Here is a 20,495-nt window from a genome sequence, read left to right on the forward strand (position 1 = left end):
ATGACACTGCGCATGGCATAGCCCATTCGGATTACACCACGGGTGCAATGGCAATCGTAGTCTCAGGCTAACAAACTGATCTCCATATAGGCAGGATAGACGCTTGGCGACACAGAGGTGATCCCATGTCTGAATTGTTGCTGTGGACGCAAGGCGCTCTCAAAGGCGCCTTGGAGTTTATGATGGCCATGCCTCTCTGGATGGCGTTAGTATTAGTTTCTGCCCCATCTCTCGTTGCGGCGCTGACCCGAGACATCATTATCCTATTGTCAACCGTCGTCCTTAGCATCTCAGGCATTCTCCTTGGTGCTCTGTATGGTACGACGGCTGCACTGCCGTTGATCCTTGTGACCCTTTGCGCGACCGTTCTCTTGGCTTTTCTCGCTTTCCAACAACAACGCTACGCAGCAGCGCTCTCCGAGATTCATGTACGCATAAGCCACATTGACGGGCAGATAAGTGATTTTCTCAATAATGCTCACGAGCGCTTCAGCATCTTAGATCAAGAGTCGGAGGATGCTCGAGTCGCTTTTCGAGAGGCCAGATCTTCATTCGAGCGGATGCGAAAAGCTTACTTGCGAATGCAGAGATCCTTAAATGACAAGCAAGCCTCCGTTCCGCGCTCAAAGAGTGTGATCTCTCCCTTTCCCTCTACTGCGTCAGTCAGTGCAATCAGGAGCGATCTGGAAAAGTCTGATGAGCCTGCTTCGGATCCGGCTTCTCCCAGACTGCCTCTTGCGGTCAAGATATCGGCAGATTCAGAATAGCCGTTGCGCTTCAAGGTCCTTCGGCGTCGAAGGCATAATCGTAATGCGCTCGAACCTGCCCCTCGATAGATACTAGGGCGTTGCGTTGCCGCAAAGTCTCTGAGCGAAGCAGTCCGGTTCAGTCGTAACGATCAACCGGCAGCTGAGATAACGCTCTCTTGTTCAGCAAAAGCAGTCGCAATTCGGACTGGTTCGGTTTGCTGGCCTTTTGATGCGCAACCAAGCGATGTTGGGAAGCTTCCAGGCACCACCAAGGGAGTAGACCGCATGCTATCTAACAGTGAAACGACGATTCAAGTATATTTGATGGCGCGTTCAGTTGTTGCAATGATCTCCAATATCTTATGGAGCACTCTTTATCGGTTGATCTCACAACAACGCCAAGGGGTGGGGCTAGTCAAAGAGAACTGGGCTGGTTACGCGCTAGTGGAAGCAGCCTTAGCATATGATCTGCCGCCAGGAACGAGGGGACGCAGGGTATGCTGACCATTCCAAGTGATCTATCGGGCCTCAGGAGGATAGAGGTCAGTGACTATAAGAGTTTTGCGGAGGCCTCCGCTCAACATCAAGCGCAGTCTTGGCTATATTATTTCCCGTATTTGTACTTTTCTGGAATGTGCGCGGATAGTCGTGCTTTATTGTTTGAGCAGATGGATGGGTCGATCCTGGTCTACGTACTTCAGAAGAGGGAAGGGGGACTTAGGCTGAGCCTCTTTCTACCCCCATTTCCCTTTGCCTCGGCTCCATTGCGGCGCGCCCTGGAACGTGTGCGGGACTTCAATCATAGTCAGGCGAGCCGGATTGTGCGCGTTCAGGAGAATGACGCGTTAGTACTGTTGCGGGAGGGTCTCCAAATTAAGCATCAATACGATGAGTATGTATATGACTGTGCGGCGGTATTGGCGTTGAAAGGTAGTTCCTTTGAAGCCCTCCGCAGAAAGATCAGACGCTACGCAAACGACCGAGATGTCAATGTAAGGAAGTTCCGAAAAGAAGATCAACAGATCTGTTTGAGCTTGCGCAGGAAATGGTATGAGAATTTGCTGAACTGCGGGGTAAAAGTCGGACTCTACAATAAGTTTACCCCTGAGTGCTTGGCACGGTCGGAAGTCTTTACGGAAGACGTCCTCATTGGCCAGGTCGTCGAAGTTGGCGGAACAATTCGTGCTTTCTCGTTTGGCGGGGCGATCAATCAATCCTATGGCAGCATCTTCATCACCATTTCGGATCACGACTTTCCAGGGCTTGCGTATCTGCAACGCTATCATTTGATGAAAGCACATCCGCAACTTGTCTATTTCAATGATTTTTCTGATAGTGGTCGATCTGGGCTAGCTCAGATGAAGCGCACCTTCAGGCCGGCAAAAATGCACGGGATGTACTCGGCTAAAACCCACTGATACCCAAACTTACATCAAACAATCAGCAGATCCCGCTATGCATCGCGCAAAGTTTCTGAAAGTTGTCTCTTCCCGCAGAGTGAAAACTCTGTTGGAGGTTATGAGACAGGGCAACCAGTAATATTGAATGCAAGCTCCTACCGAAATAGGTTGCATCGGCAATTGTGCTGCAAGCACCAATGTCGCCGGAGCTTAGGATCAAGTGCATTGAATGTTCATGGCCTGAATGCGTCATTGTGTTTGACGACTTGTGGGTTGAATCAGATGGGAGCACGATCAGCCAGATAGAGATTGATTACCCAGATTAGTCAGCGGAGATAAGGCCGTTAACTCGGAATAACTATGGGTCAATCTGGTGTGAGCAACTTGCATCTATATGATTTGAACGATGGCTGCCAGAATCAGGTGAGTAAATGAAGCGACCTGATAATCCTCTGAATGAAGAGACAGGTGCAGAAAGCTTCGTCCGCGCTTGGTTCCCGTCATGCGAACAAACTGGCCGGAAAAAAGGATCGCTACTTCTAACCTTTCTTCGTGAGCATAATAAATTCTACAATATCGGTCCGAGGTCGAGACGTCGCATTCTTCAGGACAAGTTCTTGCTTTCAGCTTTTTTGGCAGGCATTGGCATAAGCGCGCCTGTCACGCGGTGGATTGTCGTTAAGAACATTGCTTTCAGCCCTCAAGGGCAACGAATTCCCACCAGAGATCTGGTTCCTCTGCTGAGTACTGGGCGATGGTTTGTCAAGGCTCGTTCGGGGAGGGGTGGCAAGGGCGCCTTTCTGCTCGACAACGGAATAATCCGAAAGGCGGACGGCAGCACGGGAGCAATAGGCGAGACCAACCTGCTTAAGCTCCTCAAAAGCCATAAGAGCATCTTGGTGCAGGACGTGGTGCTTCAGTCCGAAGACTACTCTGTGTTCTCACCCTCATCGCTCAACACGATCCGCTGCCTCACCTACCTCACGCGGTCAGGCGAGGTCCAAATCGTGGCCGCCACTCTGCGGATGGGCACTGGGAGTTCCGTCGTCGACAATGTCTCACTTGGCGGAATCTACTGCGGCATCGATTTGGACAGCCATCGCCTGATCCATGCTGGTCTCATAGACGAGGGCAAGAATCTTGGCAGTAAAAGTTTCGAGAAGCATCCCACCAGTAACGTTGTACTTCCCGGATATAAACTCAATCGCCTTGACGACGTCTTCGCGATCTGCAAGTCGGCTCATGAGGCTCTTGGCGGCCCCATGACCGTCGGATGGGATGTCGCCATGACCGATTCAGGGCCATGTATCATTGAAGGCAATGCAAGCTGGACGACGACATTGCATTCGCTGACAGATCGAAGTGTCAAACAGAGGGTTTCGAAGCTCCTTCTCCGCGACTACAAGTTTTTAAAACCTGGTTATCGTGCCGGCCAATCACATATAAAGCGGAAAAGCCTCGCAACCGTAGTTTTTCGCGTTAAAGGCAGGGTTCAAGGAGTCGGCTACAGAAGGTGGGCCTCCAGGCTTGCGAGGGAGAAGGGTCTCCGTGGACAAGCATTCAATCTCGACAACGGAGATGTCGAGGTCATGCTCACTGGCCCCTTATGGCTGATCGAGTTCGCAGTCTTCGCTTGCATGAGTGGTCCACGCAAGGCGAAGGTAACCGGGGTTGAGATCCTAAGCCTCCTGCCACTCACGCAGGCAGATGAGGGCAGGCAAGCACCTGCCCGTATCGTGAAACCGACACGCTCCGCACCAAGTCTGCCGGCAAAGACCTCATCGCTACAGACCGATGATCGAGAAATCGCGGCTTACATCCACGACATCCGTTACGAGGATATTCCAGCGGAGGTCACGGAGCGCGCGAAGGTTTTGCTGCTCGACAGCTTGGGCATGATTGTCCTGGGCTCGAGTTATCCGGTTGCAGTTCCGATTACGAATATCGCACGAGAAACTGCAGGTGGGCAGGAGGCGGCTATTTTCAGAACGGACTTGCGCCGGTCAAGCCAAATCGCAGCATTTGCAAATGCTGCTTACATGCAGATCCAGGATTTAATTGACGAAGACGGAATTGCTATTGCAGCAGGAGCATCTGCGCATCCGGGACGCATTGTCATCCCGACAGCTCTCGCCGAGTGCGAGCGTCGTAAGGCTACCGGTAAGGATCTCTTGACGGCTCTCGTCATAGGGTACGATGTAGCCGGTAAGATACGGGGCCAATCTGTTGGAACGAAAAGCTCCTACTGCGCCGCTGCCGCCATTGCCGCGCGTCTGCGGGGACAGTCGATGGCTCAAATATCGACCGCGATGAGGCTGGCGGGCTATGCCTCACAATCTCAGGTCGGTAGCAGGGTGCCTGCCCATATAGCTCCCTATTCAAGAGGTCTATGCGCCCGCATTGGAATTGAGGCGGCCATCGCTGCCGGGGCTGGTCAGGAGGGGCCGACACTACGGTACGACCCTGCTGTCTCATCAGGTTTGACGGAGCGAGGGCTAGGTACTCGCTTCGAAGTCATGAGTGTTTATCTGAAGGGGGATTCAACGAACCTCCTAACGCCGGAAGAAGTCACGCTGAAGTTCCGGTCCAATGGGTCTCCTGTTCTCGGACAGGCCACGGCTGAGAGAATCGTTCAGATCGTCCAGAAGATCGAGGCTGCTGAGAGCCTTCAGGAACTCGTGGACTGCCTTTGCATGAACCCCGACAATCCAACGGACCTCCTCAAAGGAGACAGGGAAGCTTCCCTGAGCACCAGAAGAGAAGCCTTGTCGACTAGGGCCATAAAAGATACGAGGTTAAGCTTCCAGAGACGCTATTCGAAGGATTTCCAGGATGAGGCGGTTCGGCTCGCCCTGACGAGCGGCCGCAAATATCACGAGATTGCTGCGGATCTTGGAGTTGGCCGATCGACCTTGCGGCACTGGGTCAGTCGCCGCCGCGCGGGTGAAATCGAGCATCCGCCGGCGGGACGGCAGGATAACATCGTCGCTGAGCAAAACCTGATGCGATGACAATGGATAATCCTGAGCGAAACTGCAGCTGTTCCAGCGCGGGTGAGATCGAAGGGATCCGAACGTTGAATGCGGGAGCGGGTCATCACATCGGCATCGAGGCACGGCTCGACAAGAGCAGCCTCGGTGCAGTTTCCGCCGTCGTGGCTATTTATTCATTGAGAGCGTTCACGGACGAAAGCATTGTGAAAATCCGGAGACGCGGTGATGTCTTACGCAATTCGTATCATGCGCTGCCCCGGGTGCGGCAGCATCAGACGTTGCGAAAGCAGCGCCAGGAACGGTCGCTCCTCCGCGCCTGAGCGCGCAGCAGGATCCAATTCGGAGCCCGCTACCGATTTTGAAAGGAGCGAGCACGCTACTTTCTGTTCATGCCTGCCTTGCAGGCCAACGAGCCAGACCTGATTAGGCCGGCGTCGGTAAGACCATAAGAGAGGTAGCTATGAGCAATTTAATCGCAGGCATAGTGAGAGGCATCTGGTCACACAATGAACGGCGCTATTACCAGGAAGCTCTTAATTACTATGACCAAGTGATCTACATCGACCCATCGCGCGTAACCTACCACCTGGATCGAGACTCACGCTCAATCCATATCGAGCATAATGGTCACTCGCTCAATGAACTCTCTATGCTCTACACCTTTGGCTACGCCGGCGACACGCTGATGCTCGTGAAGTTCATGCACGCCATCGGATGTCCGACTTCCGATCCTTACGACCTGATCAGCCGCAACGGGCTCGGCAAGGTAAACGATTTGACGACTTTCCTGGAGGCAGGCGTAGGAACCACCGCTCACATCCTAGTCTCCCAGAAAACTGCCATCACATATTTGCAGAACCTCAAGGCCGATAGCTTTCCACTCATTCAAAAGCCAGTTACGGGTAACAAGGGACGAGGTATCAAGAGGCTCGGCAATCTTGAAGAGGCTCTGAAGTCCTGCAAGTCCCATTTTGGACGAAGCAGTAACCCGCTCCTGCTCGAACAGTTCATGCGGTACATAAGAGAGTTCCGCGTCTATGTCATCGACGGCAGACCCGTCGAAGCTTATGAGAGACAGAAGCGGGAGGGAAGCGTTGTCAGTAATCTGCACCAGGGCGGATCCGTTCTCGCGGTGGAAGACGGACTCAGGCAAGAGTTGTTCGATCACATCTCATCAAGCTTGGCGGAGAGATTGAGACAAGGCATCTACGGCGTCGATCTCGCGATTACCGACCAGGGCAATATTCATATTATCGAGGTCAATCGTACACCGGGATTCTCTGGTCTTGAGAAGCTGGGCTTGACGGCACTGCCACGCCTTGCGCATGAAGTGATCGTAAAGCGCGCTCGCAGGTCGGAGGCGGTCCTGCGAGCTAAGAGCGGGCGCGAGTACGTCATCACTCTGCTCGGGGATACCAATCCCGGTGACAGTTACTGGAAGCGAAACAAAGCTACAGAAACGCAGAATGGAACGAAATTCAGGAGTGCCGAAGCAAGTGTCCGTAAGCTTCGCGACATGCTAAAATCATCGGACTATACTGTCGCCAATCTCGAGGTCTGCCTCACAGGGCGGAGAAAATCGCAGCTGGCGGGTATAAAGCCGTATCTCGACTATGCCTCGCCCAAAGCCACGATGCGGCTGCTCCGCAAGCTCCGAGTAACCGCGGTCTCGCTCGCTAACAACCACAGTATGGATTTTGGACCGGAAGGTCTGGCTGACACCATCCATGCTCTCACCTCTGACGATATGCAATTCTTCGGTGCGGGACGCACAGAGATAGAGGCAGCCGAAGCCGTTCACCACTACGCTTTGGTTGACGGCCTGACTGCGCACTTCATCTTCGTGGGTGGATTCGAGAACAGGCGGAACCATCAGCAGTGGGGCTATTATGCGAAGTCTAATGCTGCAGGCGTCAATATGTGGTCCAAGCAGGCAGTACAAAAGCAGCTGTCTGCTCTGCGCAAGAACTACCCGGATGCGTACATCATCGCGTTCCCCCATTGGGGCAGCAACTATCAATATGCGTCAGAGCGTCAGAAGCGTCTAGGGAAACTGCTGTTCGATGCTGGTGCCGATCTGGTGATTGGACACGGATCGCACATGATGCAGGAGTTTGTCCGCTACGGAAGCAAGTGGGCGGTATATGGCCTCGGGAATTTTATCTTCAACTCTCCTGGCCGGTTCGCGACCCACCGTGTCTTGCCTTTTGGGCTCATAGCACGCCTATGCTTGCGACATGACAACGGGCATTGGTCTGCCGACCTCAACTTGTACCCGATTCAAAGTGACAACACAGCGACTTCGTACCAGCCGGACTTCGTGACAGAGCACGAATTCGAGCGTATCCTGAATTTCCTGATGCCTACTGGCAAGAACAGTCAAGGTCTTGAGGCCACGGTAAGGAGCGGAAAGGACCATTGGGGCTACTACTTCTCTCTGACGTTATCACTGCCGAAGGGGCTTTGGCGATCCCAGCCTGCTGAGATTCTGGATCACAAGCCTCCTCGAAGCGAGACCGGAAGGATGAATCAATGCGAAGAGGAGTCATTCTCGCGTCTGTAGCGATAGCTTTGACCCTACTGCTTAGCTTCCTCTTACTGACTTCCGAGCCCCACGCCCAGTTCGAGAGAGCGGAAACAGTTTACCCGTTTGTCGATGTCGCTCATTTCAACCCTGATGGTAACTACCTGCCGGTCCCACGCTGGAGACGTTTGCTGTCGCCGGACCAAATCGGTTGGTCTCCGACGAAGCTTGATGCCGTGAGGGCTTATGCCGGCAGTGCCAGGACTGATGCGTTGCTCGTTGTTCACAAGGGGCTCGTGATTCTCGACTACGGTCGATACCAGTCGAAGTTCCCTCTGCACTCAGTGCGCAAGAGCCTCATGAGCGTGGCATACGGGACCTATTATGATGATGGTACAGTAGACATTACTAAGAGCTTGGAAGAGCTTGGTATAGATGATGTCGGCGGCCTTTCGAAGCAGGAGAGACAAGCAAAGATACGAGATCTCCTGACGTCGACATCAGGCGTCTACCATCCTGCAGCATATGAAACAAAGGGAATGCGTGAGCGACGCCCGGCTCGCGACAGCCATAAGCCAGGCGAGCATTGGTTCTATAACAACTGGGATTTCAATGCGCTCGCGACGATATTGAAGAGGCTTACATCGGACGACTTCTTCGAGGCATTCGAGCAGCGTATCGCAATACCTATAGGGATGGAGCACTTCAGTACGGAGGACGGGCGCTATTACTATGAACGGGACAAGTCGGAGCATCCCGCTTACCTTTTTCGAATGAGCGCCCTCGACTTGGCGCGAGTCGGCTTGCTGTACTTGAGGAATGGCGAGTTCGGTGGCCAGCGTATCGTTTCGAAAGAGTGGGTGGACCGCAGCACCTCGGTTCAACATGCCTGGCGGCAGGAACAGCCGACCGCCGGTTACGGCTATATGTGGAAAGTGACCAAAGACGGCTTCTATGCTGCGGGCCGGGGCGGTCAGCGGCTCTATGTCATACCCAAGCGCGATCTGGTCATTGTGCATCTTGTCAACACGGATGGCGGCAAGAGAGTCAAGAACAGCAGCGTCCGTAATCTCTACAGAATGATACTTGACGCCCATCGGACGCCAGCCACAGGGGAGCCTGACGAGCAGGAAGAGGACGATGACGCCTCGGATTGAGATGAAACGCAGATCGCGCAGTCCGGTAGGGCAGGAGCATGGCTCTGCCCGTGGCGGCAGGTAAACGTTGACACTCCCTGCTATGGAGTCGTCGAGCACTGCGCTCGCCCGCGCAGCGCAGGCTACGCCTGTATCCACCCCATCATCAGTTGCTTGTCTTCAGCGTTCGCCGTAAACCTTCGCTTGAACGCTGCAAGACTCTGTCGCCCTCCCGCATCGCCGGCGTTTATCCACACGCGGTCAGGATACAGCTTGGAACGCGCTTGGGCGATCAAGGGAGCTACGTCATATTCATTGTCACCTCTGCCGTACACATAAGCGATCCATGATGCGGCGAGATGGCTGCCGATGCCGTAGCCGATCACGTCCCCGTCGAGCATCACCGCCACATGACGCACGCCCAACGGCTCCAGCAAGGGTAGGTTCTCGAGCGTCCAGATCGTGCGAGCTCGTTGCAGCGCAGGTCTGCCTTTAGCTTTTACCCCTGCGTACCAGCGAGCATTACATGCCAGCACGCGAGCCATGTTGTTTGGGTCGATCGGTTCCAGGTGTGCACCTGCCTTCAGAAGCTTGCGGATGTTTCGGCGAGCCCCCTGCAAAGAGGATCCGAGCATCTCGGAGACGGTCTCGCGGTGCCACACGAATTCCTGTTGGCTCCTGACGACGGTGAGGCCGTTTCGCCAGCCTTCCTTACGCTCACTCGGCACATACCCCAACCGGCTGCCCAATTGGAGTGCTGCGACCTCCCGCTTGAGGACATGTTCGTATTCCTCCCAGTCCGACACCAAGGGAAGGATCTTGGTTGCCTTGCGTAGGCGCAGAAGAATACAGTCCCGCTTGATCTCCTCTGAAGCGCCGCAGGCGAAATCCAGGGCCAGATCTAGCAAATTCATTCGGTAGGGCGGCCCGCCTAACGACTCCAGGTTCCGCCCCCACTCGGCGGCCCGTGTAAAGGTCTCCCGTTCGAGCCAGGAGCGCTCCATAACAGCCAACCCCGACCTCTCCGGTTTCGGCAACCGTGCCAGCCGTTCCCGTGCGCGAGCATGGTCCGGCTGATCTGTGAGGATGTGACGATAGAGCTGCTCTGCCTCGCGAAAGCGTGAAAGCTTGCGCAATTCGGCGGCCACCTCCAGTTTCAGGTTGGTGCGAGACGGCTTGGCAGCGAGGGCAGCTCGGTAGTAACTTAGAGCCGCTCGCGGCTTGCCACGTGCCCGCGCTATCGAGCCGAGGCCAACCAGGGCCCGCACCAGTGTTGGATGTCTCTTGAGGAGATCTATATACAGGGTTTCCGCCTCGTCCAAGCGGGACAAAGTCCGAAGCTCCCGGGCCATCTCAAGCTTCGGCTCGATGCGGCGGGGTTTGGCAGCCAATGCGGCTTCGAAATAACCCAAGGCAGACGGTGCGTCACCACGTTGCCGGGCGAGACGGCCCAGGTTCAGCAGGGCCCGGTGATCGGCGGGCTCCATTTCAAGAATGATCCGATGGACGGCTTCCGCTGCCTTGCGCAGCGCCGCAGCCACATCGACAGAGGGCTGAACGGGAGCCTGCGCGCCACCATCTGCCAATACAGACTGACTGCCAGCATCTGTCGCAGAAAGAGAGTCTATCTCCGCAGGTTGAGGGATCATGCCGGCCTCCAGCAACAATGCGGTTAAAGCGCTTCTTCGAAACTCGATCCGTCCCTATTGCATACCGACGCACGGAAACGGGACTTGCTACTGAAAACGCTTGTTCTGATATTGTCCACGTAGACCTCACTACGGCTAGAGGGGGCATCACATTCGATCCAGCTATTGCGAGGTACAACAAATGCACGAACCGCAGCACGCTGGCGCATTCAGAGAGATGGACATGGAGGAAGTCAGGTAGCGTTGGGTTCTTTCGGACTCACCGGGGAGGAGCTGATCCTGAAGAGACTGCCTTGGGAAGCTATTGAGCGTCATGGCAAGGCGCACGAGCGCTTTTCGAGGCGATGTTGCTCGCACTGGAATTCGGCATCCGGTCTATCGCTTGAGCCAAGGAGGCAGGATCTGTAGCCCTGAGCGTGGCCTCTTCCTTCGATGCGCCAACTCACCGCCAGCTCTATGCGGTTAAGCCGGCATTGTTGATGCTTGTTCATAGAACAACGGTGACTGCTTTGGCCATCAGCAATATTAATCAATTCGAGGATTATTACGATAATTCTGAAGATTGTATGTAGCCTACCCTAGGATTTATTCGTAGTCATAAGACTTTAATTGTCGTAATACCTCAGAGTAGTAATCGACTGGTCTAATATAGCTGCTATGCTCCCGGGGTTATGAACGGGAGAGCAGATATGGCAATAGATCCCATTCTTGTTGCGCCGCCTTCTGAGAGCGCTCAAGCAAATACGGATGCCATCAATGCCGCGATAAGAGCAGCAAATGCGGCGTACCTGCGGAACCCTTCGGCTGGGCCTGTGACCGTCCAGCTCGCTGAAGGTACGTATGTCGTCACTGCTGATCGTAACAACGCCTCGAAGGGTGCTGTTGAGCTGATGTCTGGTGTCACCTTAGCTGGTGCAGGTGCTAACGGTGCGCGTGACACGATCATAAAGTTGACAGATCACTTCGATGCGAGGATCAACGGCATCGTTCGCACGAAACTGGAAACAGTTGATAATGTCACGATCAAGAACCTAGTGATTGATGGAAATCGCGCTAACAACATTGGCCATCAAGCTGGTTTTATCTGTGGCATCAAGGAAGACGGCTCCGGTCGCAAGCAAACGAACATCACTATCGACAATGTGGAAATACAAAACTGCAACGCCTATGGATTTAACCCTCATGAGTTGACTTACAGTATGACGATCAAGAACTCCATTGCGCACAACAATGGGCTTGATGGCTTTGTCGCTGACGCTGTCGTGGGCGGGATTTACGAGAACAACAAGTCTTACGATAACGACCGTCACGGGTTCAATATTCAAAACGAAACGAAGCACTTGGTGCTGAAGGACAATGAAGCCTACAACAATGGCTTCCGCTATATGTATAACGGCACCTGGGCAGGCGGAGCAGGCCTTACTGTTCAGCGTGGAAACATCCCGCCTGCAGACTCAACGGAGATTCCCTGGGTCACGGATATCCAGGTCATCGGCGGGTCCTATCATCATAACGGCAAGGAAGGTGTGCTGATCAAGCTCTCCGACCATGTCGACCTTGATAAGGTCGATATCTACGGAAACATGCGCCAAGGGGTTAGGATCGAGGGTTCGACGCATACTGTCGTTCAAAACAGCCGGATCTTCAACAACTCGCAGGCGGCAGACAACCTCTACGACGAGATCAATATCCGCCTGCGTTTCGATGATGACTACAGCCAGCGGACTTACTATTCCACCGATACGCAAATCTTAGGCAATACAATTTATTCGAACGGTTCCATCAACGCCCGATATGGCATCCGCGAGGAGAGCACGAACGATGACGGAGGTCCTACCAGGACGGTGCTTTCCGGCAACAGCATCTCTGGAATGGACACAGGATCCATATCGGTCCCAGGTTATAGCAACGTCTGGCTCGGGGATGCTGGCGACAACGTGATTGATGGCACCATCGGCGCGGATGATATGCGCGGATCTGGCGGCAATGATACATATACGGTCAACCATTCAGGCGATCTGGTCACGGAGCGTCCGGGTGAGGGTTCTGTCGATCACGTTCTCTCATCGATCACCTATACACTGACTGCTAATGTGGAGAACCTGACCCTTACAGGTAGCCGCGCCATCAATGGCTATGGGAACGAACTGGCCAACGTCCTAACCGGAAATGCTTTGGTGAATGTGCTCAAGAGTGCCGCTGGAAACGACACCCTTGATGGGAGAGATGGAGCCGATAGCATGGACGGCGGGGACGGTAACGACACCTACTTCGTCGACCATGCGGCTGAGATCATCGTCGAGAAATCCAATAATGGTCTTGGCGGGGTCGACACGGTCTACAGCAGCGTCAATTTCACTTTGCCCACTCAGGTTGAAAACTTGTTCCTGACGGGAGCGGCCACCAATGGAATCGGTAATTCCAGTCATAATACTCTGGTAGGAAATGATCAGAATAATCTTCTGGACGGTATGACAGGCAATGATCGCCTTGAGGGCAGGGGCGGTGACGACATTTATGGGGTGAACACCACAAGTGATGTGATTGTCGAGGCGGTAAATGAGGGCATCGATCAGGTTCGCGCGACAGTCAGCTATACGCTTTCTGCCAATGTCGAAAATCTGACCTTGCAGGGGACAAGCTCTATCAACGGAACAGGAAATGACCTTGGCAATGCACTGATGGGTAACGGTGCTGCAAACAACCTCAAGGGTGGCACCGGTGCCGACACCCTCAACGGCGCAGCAGGTAAGGACACGCTGACAGGCGGCGCCGATTTCGACGTTTTCGTGTTCAAGAAAGGTGAGATTAACGGGGACATCGTCATCGACTTCGTTGGCAATGACGCGGATCCCGGAGACCGCTTAGTCTTCCAGGGATTTACTAGCGGTTTGCTCCGAAACTCGGGTGACATCTGGACGGTCACAGACAGAGCTTATACTGCGACTTTCCAACTAAAAGGGGTCACGAGTCTCAACGCAGCTGACTACGAGTTCCGGAACGATCTGCTCTTCTGATGCGAATTTCGTTCACGCCGAATCTGCTCTAGAGCATTTTTCCGCCAAGTGGATCCGGTTCGCCGTCAAGAATGCGGCAGGCGAAGAAAAGAGATGATCCCAGGCCATTGGAATCAGCTCTAGGCAGGGGCCTAGGTGAGGAGGCTTGCGGCGAAGCGGGCGCAGACGAGCAGCAGGAAGATGCCGAAGGCCACTTCGAGCCGGCGCTTGGAGAGGCGGTGCGCCAAACGGGCGCCTACCGGAGCCATCCAGGTGCTGGTGGGAATGAACAGCACGAAGCCGAGAAGCGACACGTAGCCCAGAGCCAGCGGCGGCTGGAAGGCGACCACGTTGGGATAGTCGGCCATATGCGGCCAGCCGGCGTAGATGTAGCCGATGGCGCCGGGGATCGAGATGAGGATGCCGAGGCCCGACGAGGTGGCGACCGCCTGATGAATCGGGCGGTTGTAGAAGGTCATGAACAGGTTGGAGAGTTGGCCGCCGCCGATGCCCATCAGGGCTGAGAGAATGCCGATGAGCCAGCCATAAGCGATCATGATGGGCTTTGCGGGCATGTCGAGGCCGAAGCGCCAAGTGTCCTTGCCGAAAAGCAGGCGGATGGCCGAGACACCGGCCACCACCACGAACACGGCCTTGAACAGGTCGGCGGGAGCAAAGCGGGCGATGATGCTGCCGACCACCACGCCGAGCACCACAGGCACGGCCCACACGCGCAGGATCGTCATGTCGACCGCGCCCTTGGCCCGATGCGCAGAGAAGGAACGCAGGGATGTGGGGACGATGATGGCGAGCGAAGTGCCGACGCAGAGCGGCATGCGGACCTCCTCCGGCACTTCCAGGATTCGGAAGAGCTCGTAGAGGATGGGCACGGCCACGGCACCGCCTCCGACACCGAAGACGCCCGCGAGCAGGCCTGTGATGGCGCCGGCCGCCAGAAGGGCCACCACGAGCCAGGCGAGGTCGAACAGGGGAATGCCAAACATCGGAACGATCCACTCAACACAGCAGGGGTGCCGTAGGATCTTTTCCATCCTGCGGCAAGGAGAGGGCGCGCGTGCGCCCTAGGACGAGGTGCGGCGGGCGAGGCGGGCCTGATACTCGCTCGCCCTCTGGTCGATCCACGAACGGTCCGTGATCCCGCCCGGATTGGCTCGGGTCGCCATGGCATCCATGAAGGCCAGGAATCGCTCATGGGCGACGCCGTAGAGGCGACGCAGCTCGTCCAGGGGCTCGGGATGATCGTCGACGCGAAGGTCGAGGATCGGGTAAGGCTCGTCGCGCCAGACCTTGAGGGCGGCCGACTGCTTGCCGCGCTTGTCGCCGCCCTCGGCCTGTCCTGCATCGAGAGCCGCCAGCAGGCGGTCCGCGAAGGGCAGGTCCATCCGGCGCTTGTAGGTGTCGAGCGTCGCCTCGATCACGGTGGGGCCTGCAAGCATGTTGCCGGCCACCGACACGCCCTCATCCGTCAGGTGTCCGCACCAGTCGATGCACTCGCGACCGGTATGGGCCGCCGTGCGGCCGTCGCGGTCGATCACATGCAGCTGACGGGACTCGCGGCCGGGGTCCAGGGCGGTGAGCACAGACACGATCTCCTCGGCGCTGCGCCCCTCGGCCAGGAACCTCATCCCGTCCGTCGCATAGAGCGGGTTCACGAGTGCCTGCGTGGCCAGCGCGCCGATGCGGGCAGCACCGTGCGGGCAGAGCGCCCCCACGGCGAAGAACTTGGTGGTGACGGCAACCCCGAAGGCGCCGGTTTTGGGATCCTTGGCGATGATCGACCAGGTCATGATGGAACCTCCTTCTCAGCGACCGACCGCATAGGCCTGCATGAGGCGCGGCGTGGCGGCGCCGTGCAGCAGGCCGTCCTTGTCGCGGCTCGCCGCCACGAGGCGGCCGACCGACCAAGCCGGAGCGACCTCGACTTCATGGCCCCGCGCGCGCAAGTCGTCGAGAACCTCGGCACCATAGGTCTCCTCGGCCATGAGGTGGCCCGGCTTCTGCTCGCGCGGGTAGAAGGAGGAGGGGAAATGCGCAGTGTGCGACATGGGCAGGTCGATGGCTTCCTGCAGATTCAGCCCGTGATGGGCGTGGCGCAGGAAGAGGAGCATCTGCCACTGCTCCTGCTGATCGCCGCCGGGTGAGCCGAAGACCATGTAGGGCTCGCCATCCTTCTCCGCGAGGGTCGGGGTGAGGGTCGTGCGTGGGCGCTTGCCCGGCGCGAGGCTCGCCGGCAGCCCTTCCTCGAGCCAGAACATCTGTGCGCGGGAATTGAGCATGAAGCCGAGCTCGGGAATCACGGGCGAGGATTGCAGCCAGCCGCCCGAGGGCATGGCGGCGATCATGTTGCCGAAGCGGTCCACCACGTCGATATGGACCGTGTCGCCGCGTCGTGCCGAGCGCATCGACTGAAGCGTCGGTTCGCCGCCGGAGACCTTGCGGTCGGTGGTGGAGAGGTCCCGCAGGGCCTTCAGGGTGCGATCGACCTGAGCCTCGTAGCCCTCGACGCGGCCGGGCCGCAGCTCCAGGGAGGCCTTGTCGGCGATGAGCCTGCGGCGCTCATCGTTATAGGCGTCGGACAGCAGCGTCTGGATCGGCACGTTGATGAAGTCCGGGTCACCGTAATAGGCCTCGCGGTCGGCGAAGGCGAGCTTCATCGCCTCGACCACCGTGTGGACGAACTCCGCGCTGGTCGGTCCCATGGCGGCGAGGTCGAAGCCCTTGAGCAGCGCCAGCGTCTGCAGGAAGACGGGCCCCTGTCCCCATGGCCTGATCTTGTTGACACGGAAGTTGTGGTATTCGTAGGTCTGCGGCGCGTCGTAGGAGGCCTGCCAGTTCGCCATGTCGTCTGCCGTGAGCACTCCGCGATGGCGCGCGCCGCTCTGGTCCATGACCTCGGACCTGCGCACGAAGGCATCGATGGCCTCGGCCACGAAGCCCTTGTAGAAGGCGCTGCGCGCGGCCTCGATCTGCGCCTCGCGGTCGCTGCCCTTCGCTTCCGCCTCACGGAGGATGCGTTTCCAGGTGTCCGCCAGCTGCGGGTTGCGGAAGAGCTGGCGGGGCTTCGGCACCTCGCCTCCCGGCAGGTACACGGCGGCCGAGGTCGGCCACTCGGTCTCGAAAAACTCCTTCAGGCCTTTGATGGTGTCCGAGACGCGCGGCAGGAGCGGATGGCCCTGCTCGGCATAGTAGATGGCGGGCTCCAGCACGTCCCTCAGGGAGAGAAGGCCATGGTCGCGAAGCAGGAGCATCCAGGCATCGAAGGCGCCGGGCACGACGGTGGCGAGCATGCCGTTGCCGGGGATAAGCTTGAGGCCCTCGCGCTTGTAGTGTTCGATGGTCGCCCCCTTCGGCGCCGTGCCTTGGCCGCAGAGCACCTCGACCTTCCGGGTCTTCGCCGAATAGAACACGGCCGGAACCTCGCCGGAGGGTCCGACCAGGTGCGGCTCCACGACCTGGAGCACGAAGGCGGAGGCCACGCATGCATCGAAGGCGTTGCCGCCTTTTTCCAGCATTGCCATGCCGGCCGCCGATGCCAGCCAATGGGTCGAGGTGACGATGCCGAAGGTGCCGAGGATCTCGGGCCGTGTCGTGAACATGTGTGTATCCGAGGTTTGTGTGTTTTTACTGTTCGCGGGGATCGAGCGCATCGCGCAGGCCGTCGCCGAGTAGGTTGAAGCCGAGCACGATCAGGAAGATGGCCGAACCCGGAAAGATCGACATCCAGGGCGCCTGATCCATGAAGTTCTTGGCCGTGTTCAGCATCGAGCCCCAGGAGGGGTTCGGCGGCTGCTGGCCGAGTCCGAGGAAGGAGAGGCTTGCCTCCGCGATGATGGCGGTGGCGATGGTGAGCGTGCCCTGAACCAGGATCGGCGGCAGCACGTTCGGAAGAACGTAGCGCAGCATGATCCAGAAATCGGGAAGGCCGATGGCCCGCGCCCCCTCCACGTAATCCTCCGCCTTCACGGTCAGCACCTGGCCGCGGGTGAGGCGGATGAAGATCGGCATGGCGGACAAGCCGATGGCGATCATGGCGTTGCTGAGGCTGGGGCCGAGGAAGGCTGCCAGTGCGATGGCCAGGATGAGGAAGGGAATCGCCAGCATCGCATCCGTGGCGCGGGAGATCGCGGCATCGATCCAGCCGCCGAAGTAACCGGCGACGAGACCGAAGGGAACGCCCAGGACGATGGCGATGAAGACCGAGATCACGCCCGCCATGATCGAGGCGCGGGCGCCCCAGAGCATTCGGGACAGGAGGTCGCGCCCGAGCTCGTCGGTGCCGAACCAGAACAGCTCGGAGGGCGGCTTGCGGATGCTCGTGAAGCTCGGCTTGATCGGATCGAAGGGTGCGAAATAGGGCCCGATGATGGCGGCCAGAATGAAGAACAGGACGATGATCCCGCCGACGACGGCGCTCTTGTTCTTCAGGAACTTCGCAAGAACGCGGCTGCGCTTCTTGGGCAGCGCGACTTCATCGGCAATGGCTGCGGTGGCGGTCATGCGGCGTGCCTCAGGCGGGGATTGACGAGAACGTAGAGAACGTCGGCCAGAAGGTTCATGAAGATGAAGCCGACGGCGGTGCAGAGCACCACGCCCTGAACGACGGCATAGTCGCGGTTGAACACCGCATCGACGATGAGCTTGCCGAAGCCCGGAATGGTGAAGATCTGCTCGGTCAGCACGGCGCCCGCCAGCAGCTCGCCGAAGAGCAGGGTCGAGAGCGTCACGATGGGCACGAGCGCGTTGCGCAGGGCGTGCTTCAGGATGACTTTTCGGGAGAGGAGACCCTTGGCGCGAGCCGTCCGGATGTAGTCGGAGCGCATGACGCCCAGCATGGCGCTGCGGGTGTGGCGCATGAGACTTGCTGCCAAGCCCGTTCCGAGCACGAAGGCCGGCATGAGCATGGTCTTGATGTTGAGCCACAGATCCTCGGTCGGCGGCACGTAGCCGGAGGCCGGCAGAAGCTTCCAGCGCACGGAAATCAGCATGATGAGCATGATGCCGAGCCAGAAGTTCGGGATGGACAGGCCCGACAGCGCGATCACGTTGGCGGTGTAGTCGACCGCCGTTCCCTTCCTGACGGCCGAGATGATGCCTGCCGGAATGCCGATGGCGAGGGCCACGATCATGGCCATGATGGCAAGCTCGATGGTGACGGGAAGCTTGCTGAGGATGAGCTCGAGCACCGGGATGTCGGTGCGCAGGGAGATGCCGAGATTGCCGGTGAGCGCCGAGCCGATCCAGGCGAAGTACTGAACGGGAATGGGATCGTCCAGCCGGTACTTTTCGCGCAGGTACGCGAGCACCTGCGGGTCGCGTTCCTCGCCTGCCATGGTCAGGACGGGATCTCCGGGCAGGAGCTTCTGCAAGGCGAAGACCATGATCGACACGATGATCAGCGTCGGGATGGCTATCAGTATTCGTCGTCCGATATAGCGCAGCATCGGCTCGTGGATCCCGCTTCAGAAAGGGAAGGAGCGTGCCCGGCGCGGGCCGGGCACGCGGTGGTCGGCGGTCAGGAGGCGAACTTCACGCCCTTCAGTCGGATCATGCCGTCCGGATAGGGCTTGAAGTTCTGGACCTTCTTCGTGTGGACGAAAGGCCAGGGCTGATAGTAGGTGTAGATGATCGGCAGATCCTGCTTGAGGATCTCCTGAGCCTGATCGTAGAGCTGCTTGCGCTTGGCCTCGTCATTGACGGTGCGGGCCTCGTTCAGGAGCTTGTCGATCTGCTCGTTGCAGTACTTGCCGTCGTTGAGGGCGCCCTTGCAGGTCACGAACGGATGGATGTTGCCGTCCGGGTCGACGCGGCCGGACCAGCCGATCACGTTGACGTCGAAGTTGCCGGCCTGGGCCTCCTTCTGCATGGCCGCGAACTCGGTCGGGCGCAGAGTGATCTCGAAGCCGGCCTCGGCCGCCATGGCCTGGATGATTTCGGCGATCTGCTGTGCCGTCGTTCCGGTGCCGAAGGTGAGCTCGAACTTCACGCGGTCGACGCCAGCTTCCTTGAGAAGCTGCTTTGCCTTCGCAACGTCACGCTGGTTGGCCTTGAACTTCGGGTTGTTGTATGGGCTCGCCTCAGGGAAGGGCTGGCCAGCCGGCGGATAGATGCCCGCACCGACAACCTCGTTGATCACGTTGCGGTCGATGGAGAGTTCGAGGGCCTGCCGAACACGCTTGTCCTGGCCGAGCTTGGACTTGGCACGCTCGCCGTTGTTGGTGTTGATCGTCAGGCCCTGATAGCCGATGCCGGAGACCGGAGCGAAGACGAGGCTGGAATCGCCCTTGACGGCCGGAACGTCGCTCGGCGCAAGGCGCTCGAGAAGGTCGAGGTTGCCGGAGCGCAGATTGGCAAGACGCACAGTCGTGTCCGGGATGGGCTGGAACACGATGCGCTCGAAGTTGAAGCTCTTGGCGTCCCAGTGATCGGCGAAGCGCTCGAGCACGATCCGGTCGTTCTGCACGCGCTCGACGAACTTGTAGGGGCCCGAGCAGACCGGCTTCTGGCCGAAATCCGCGGAAGCCAGTGCCTTCGGAGACATGATCATGCCGGCGCGGTCGGAGAGCTGGGAGAGCAGGGTCGCGTCCGGGCGGGACAGGTTGACCTTCACGGTGAGGTCGTCCACGGCCTCCACGTTGTCGACCGATGTCAGCTCGCTCTTGCGCAGGGAGTCGGGCAGGGTGCGGGCGCGGTCGATGTTGGCCTTCACGGCAGCGGCGTTCAAGGGCTCGCCGTCGTGGAACTTCACGCCCGGGCGCAGCTTGAACGTCAGCGACTTGCCGTCGTCGCCCCATTGCCACTCGGTGGCGAGCTCCGGCGTGAACTTCAGGTCCGGCGTGATGTCGACGAGCTTGTTGCACAACGACGTGAACACGATGCGGCCGACGAAGGTGCGGGCGCGGTGCGGATCGAGCACATCCGGATCCTCGTTCAGGCCGATGCGCAGGGTCTGCGCGGAGGCAGCGGTGCTCGCAAGGAGCCCGGCAGCCATGACCAGGAGCAGTCTCTTCTTCATTCTGTTGTCCTCCAA

General features: G+C 57.9%; 13 protein-coding genes. 6 read left to right on the forward strand and 7 right to left on the reverse strand.

The features are described from left to right. The first annotated feature begins 125 nt into the window (after nt 1-125). From GR303_RS01970 to GR303_RS01990, 5 genes are all read left to right on the forward strand, one after another. Nucleotides 126-767, forward strand: a complete 642-nt coding sequence (locus GR303_RS01970) for a hypothetical protein (RefSeq protein ID WP_161721724.1) — start codon at nt 126-128, stop codon at nt 765-767. Nucleotides 768-1,246: 479 nt separating this feature from the next. After that, nucleotides 1,247-2,167 (forward strand): phosphatidylglycerol lysyltransferase domain-containing protein, encoded by a 921-nt coding sequence (locus GR303_RS01975; RefSeq protein ID WP_161721725.1) that lies wholly within the window; start codon nt 1,247-1,249, stop codon nt 2,165-2,167. A 413-nt stretch (nt 2,168-2,580) separates the two neighbouring features. After that, entirely contained in the window at nt 2,581-5,160 is a 2,580-nt protein-coding gene (locus GR303_RS01980; protein ID WP_161721726.1) for a sugar-transfer associated ATP-grasp domain-containing protein, read from the forward strand. 442 nt (nt 5,161-5,602) lie between these two features. Further along, nucleotides 5,603-7,705 carry a CapA family protein gene (locus GR303_RS01985; protein WP_161721727.1) on the forward strand — a complete coding sequence of 701 codons (2,103 nt, stop codon included), beginning with the start codon at nt 5,603-5,605 and terminating at the stop codon, nt 7,703-7,705. After that, nucleotides 7,675-8,823: a serine hydrolase domain-containing protein gene (locus GR303_RS01990; protein ID WP_161721728.1), complete on the forward strand. Its 1,149-nt coding sequence runs from the start codon at nt 7,675-7,677 to the stop codon at nt 8,821-8,823. The genes GR303_RS01985 and GR303_RS01990 overlap by 31 nt, the downstream gene beginning before the upstream one ends. 122 nt (nt 8,824-8,945) lie before the next feature. On the opposite strand, the gene GR303_RS01995 is transcribed toward GR303_RS01990, so the two are convergent. Further along, nucleotides 8,946-10,451 (reverse strand): tetratricopeptide repeat protein, encoded by a 1,506-nt coding sequence (locus GR303_RS01995; RefSeq protein WP_161721729.1) that lies wholly within the window; start codon nt 10,449-10,451, stop codon nt 8,946-8,948. Between the two features lie 689 nt (nt 10,452-11,140). Here GR303_RS01995 and GR303_RS02000 point away from each other — a divergent pair. Next, nucleotides 11,141-13,468, forward strand: coding sequence for a calcium-binding protein (locus tag GR303_RS02000; protein WP_161721730.1), 2,328 nt, complete (start codon nt 11,141-11,143; stop codon nt 13,466-13,468). A 131-nt stretch (nt 13,469-13,599) separates the two neighbouring features. Here the strand turns inward: GR303_RS02000 and GR303_RS02005 are convergent, their stop codons facing one another. The 6 genes from GR303_RS02005 to GR303_RS02030 all read right to left on the reverse strand — a co-directional run bounded on the left by GR303_RS02005 (nt 13,600) and on the right by GR303_RS02030 (nt 20,480). Continuing rightward, a complete protein-coding gene (locus GR303_RS02005; protein ID WP_161721731.1) occupies nt 13,600-14,451 on the reverse strand; it encodes a sulfite exporter TauE/SafE family protein in 852 nt (283 codons plus the stop codon). A gap of 78 nt (nt 14,452-14,529) precedes the next feature. Further along, nucleotides 14,530-15,255, reverse strand: a complete 726-nt coding sequence (locus GR303_RS02010) for a DUF1028 domain-containing protein (protein ID WP_161721732.1) — start codon at nt 15,253-15,255, stop codon at nt 14,530-14,532. 15 nt (nt 15,256-15,270) lie between these two features. Next, a complete protein-coding gene (locus tag GR303_RS02015) occupies nt 15,271-17,064 on the reverse strand; it encodes a gamma-glutamyltransferase family protein (RefSeq protein ID WP_161721733.1) in 1,794 nt (597 codons plus the stop codon). A gap of 25 nt (nt 17,065-17,089) precedes the next feature. Then, a complete protein-coding gene (locus tag GR303_RS02020; protein WP_161721734.1) occupies nt 17,090-17,965 on the reverse strand; it encodes an ABC transporter permease in 876 nt (291 codons plus the stop codon). Next, a complete protein-coding gene (locus GR303_RS02025; RefSeq protein ID WP_161721735.1) occupies nt 17,962-18,909 on the reverse strand; it encodes an ABC transporter permease in 948 nt (315 codons plus the stop codon). Before GR303_RS02025 ends, GR303_RS02020 begins: the two co-directional genes overlap by 4 nt. Before the next feature lie 71 nt (nt 18,910-18,980). Further along, nucleotides 18,981-20,480 carry an ABC transporter substrate-binding protein gene (locus GR303_RS02030; RefSeq protein WP_161721736.1) on the reverse strand — a complete coding sequence of 500 codons (1,500 nt, stop codon included), beginning with the start codon at nt 20,478-20,480 and terminating at the stop codon, nt 18,981-18,983. Between the last annotated feature and the right edge of the window lie 15 nt (nt 20,481-20,495).

Source organism: Microvirga arsenatis, from assembly GCF_009910705.1.
In the GTDB taxonomy this organism is placed as follows: Bacteria; Pseudomonadota; Alphaproteobacteria; order Rhizobiales; family Beijerinckiaceae; genus Microvirga; species Microvirga arsenatis.

Bases quoted from the DNA above. Each gene is read 5' to 3' on its own strand.
- GR303_RS02030 (WP_161721736.1), bottom strand. From the start codon at position 20,480: ATGAAGAAGAGACTGCTCCTGGTCATGGCTGCCGGGCTCCTTGCGAGC.
- GR303_RS02000 (WP_161721730.1), top strand. From the start codon at position 11,141: ATGGCAATAGATCCCATTCTTGTTGCGCCGCCTTCTGAGAGCGCTCAA.
- GR303_RS01975 (WP_161721725.1), top strand. From the start codon at position 1,247: ATGCTGACCATTCCAAGTGATCTATCGGGCCTCAGGAGGATAGAGGTC.
- GR303_RS02010 (WP_161721732.1), bottom strand. From the start codon at position 15,255: ATGACCTGGTCGATCATCGCCAAGGATCCCAAAACCGGCGCCTTCGGG.
- GR303_RS01995 (WP_161721729.1), bottom strand. From the start codon at position 10,451: ATGATCCCTCAACCTGCGGAGATAGACTCTCTTTCTGCGACAGATGCT.
- GR303_RS02020 (WP_161721734.1), bottom strand. From the start codon at position 17,965: ATGACCGCCACCGCAGCCATTGCCGATGAAGTCGCGCTGCCCAAGAAG.
- GR303_RS01970 (WP_161721724.1), top strand. From the start codon at position 126: ATGTCTGAATTGTTGCTGTGGACGCAAGGCGCTCTCAAAGGCGCCTTG.
- GR303_RS02005 (WP_161721731.1), bottom strand. From the start codon at position 14,451: ATGTTTGGCATTCCCCTGTTCGACCTCGCCTGGCTCGTGGTGGCCCTT.
- GR303_RS02025 (WP_161721735.1), bottom strand. From the start codon at position 18,909: ATGCTGCGCTATATCGGACGACGAATACTGATAGCCATCCCGACGCTG.
- GR303_RS01980 (WP_161721726.1), top strand. From the start codon at position 2,581: ATGAAGCGACCTGATAATCCTCTGAATGAAGAGACAGGTGCAGAAAGC.
- GR303_RS02015 (WP_161721733.1), bottom strand. From the start codon at position 17,064: ATGTTCACGACACGGCCCGAGATCCTCGGCACCTTCGGCATCGTCACC.
- GR303_RS01990 (WP_161721728.1), top strand. From the start codon at position 7,675: ATGCGAAGAGGAGTCATTCTCGCGTCTGTAGCGATAGCTTTGACCCTA.
- GR303_RS01985 (WP_161721727.1), top strand. From the start codon at position 5,603: ATGAGCAATTTAATCGCAGGCATAGTGAGAGGCATCTGGTCACACAAT.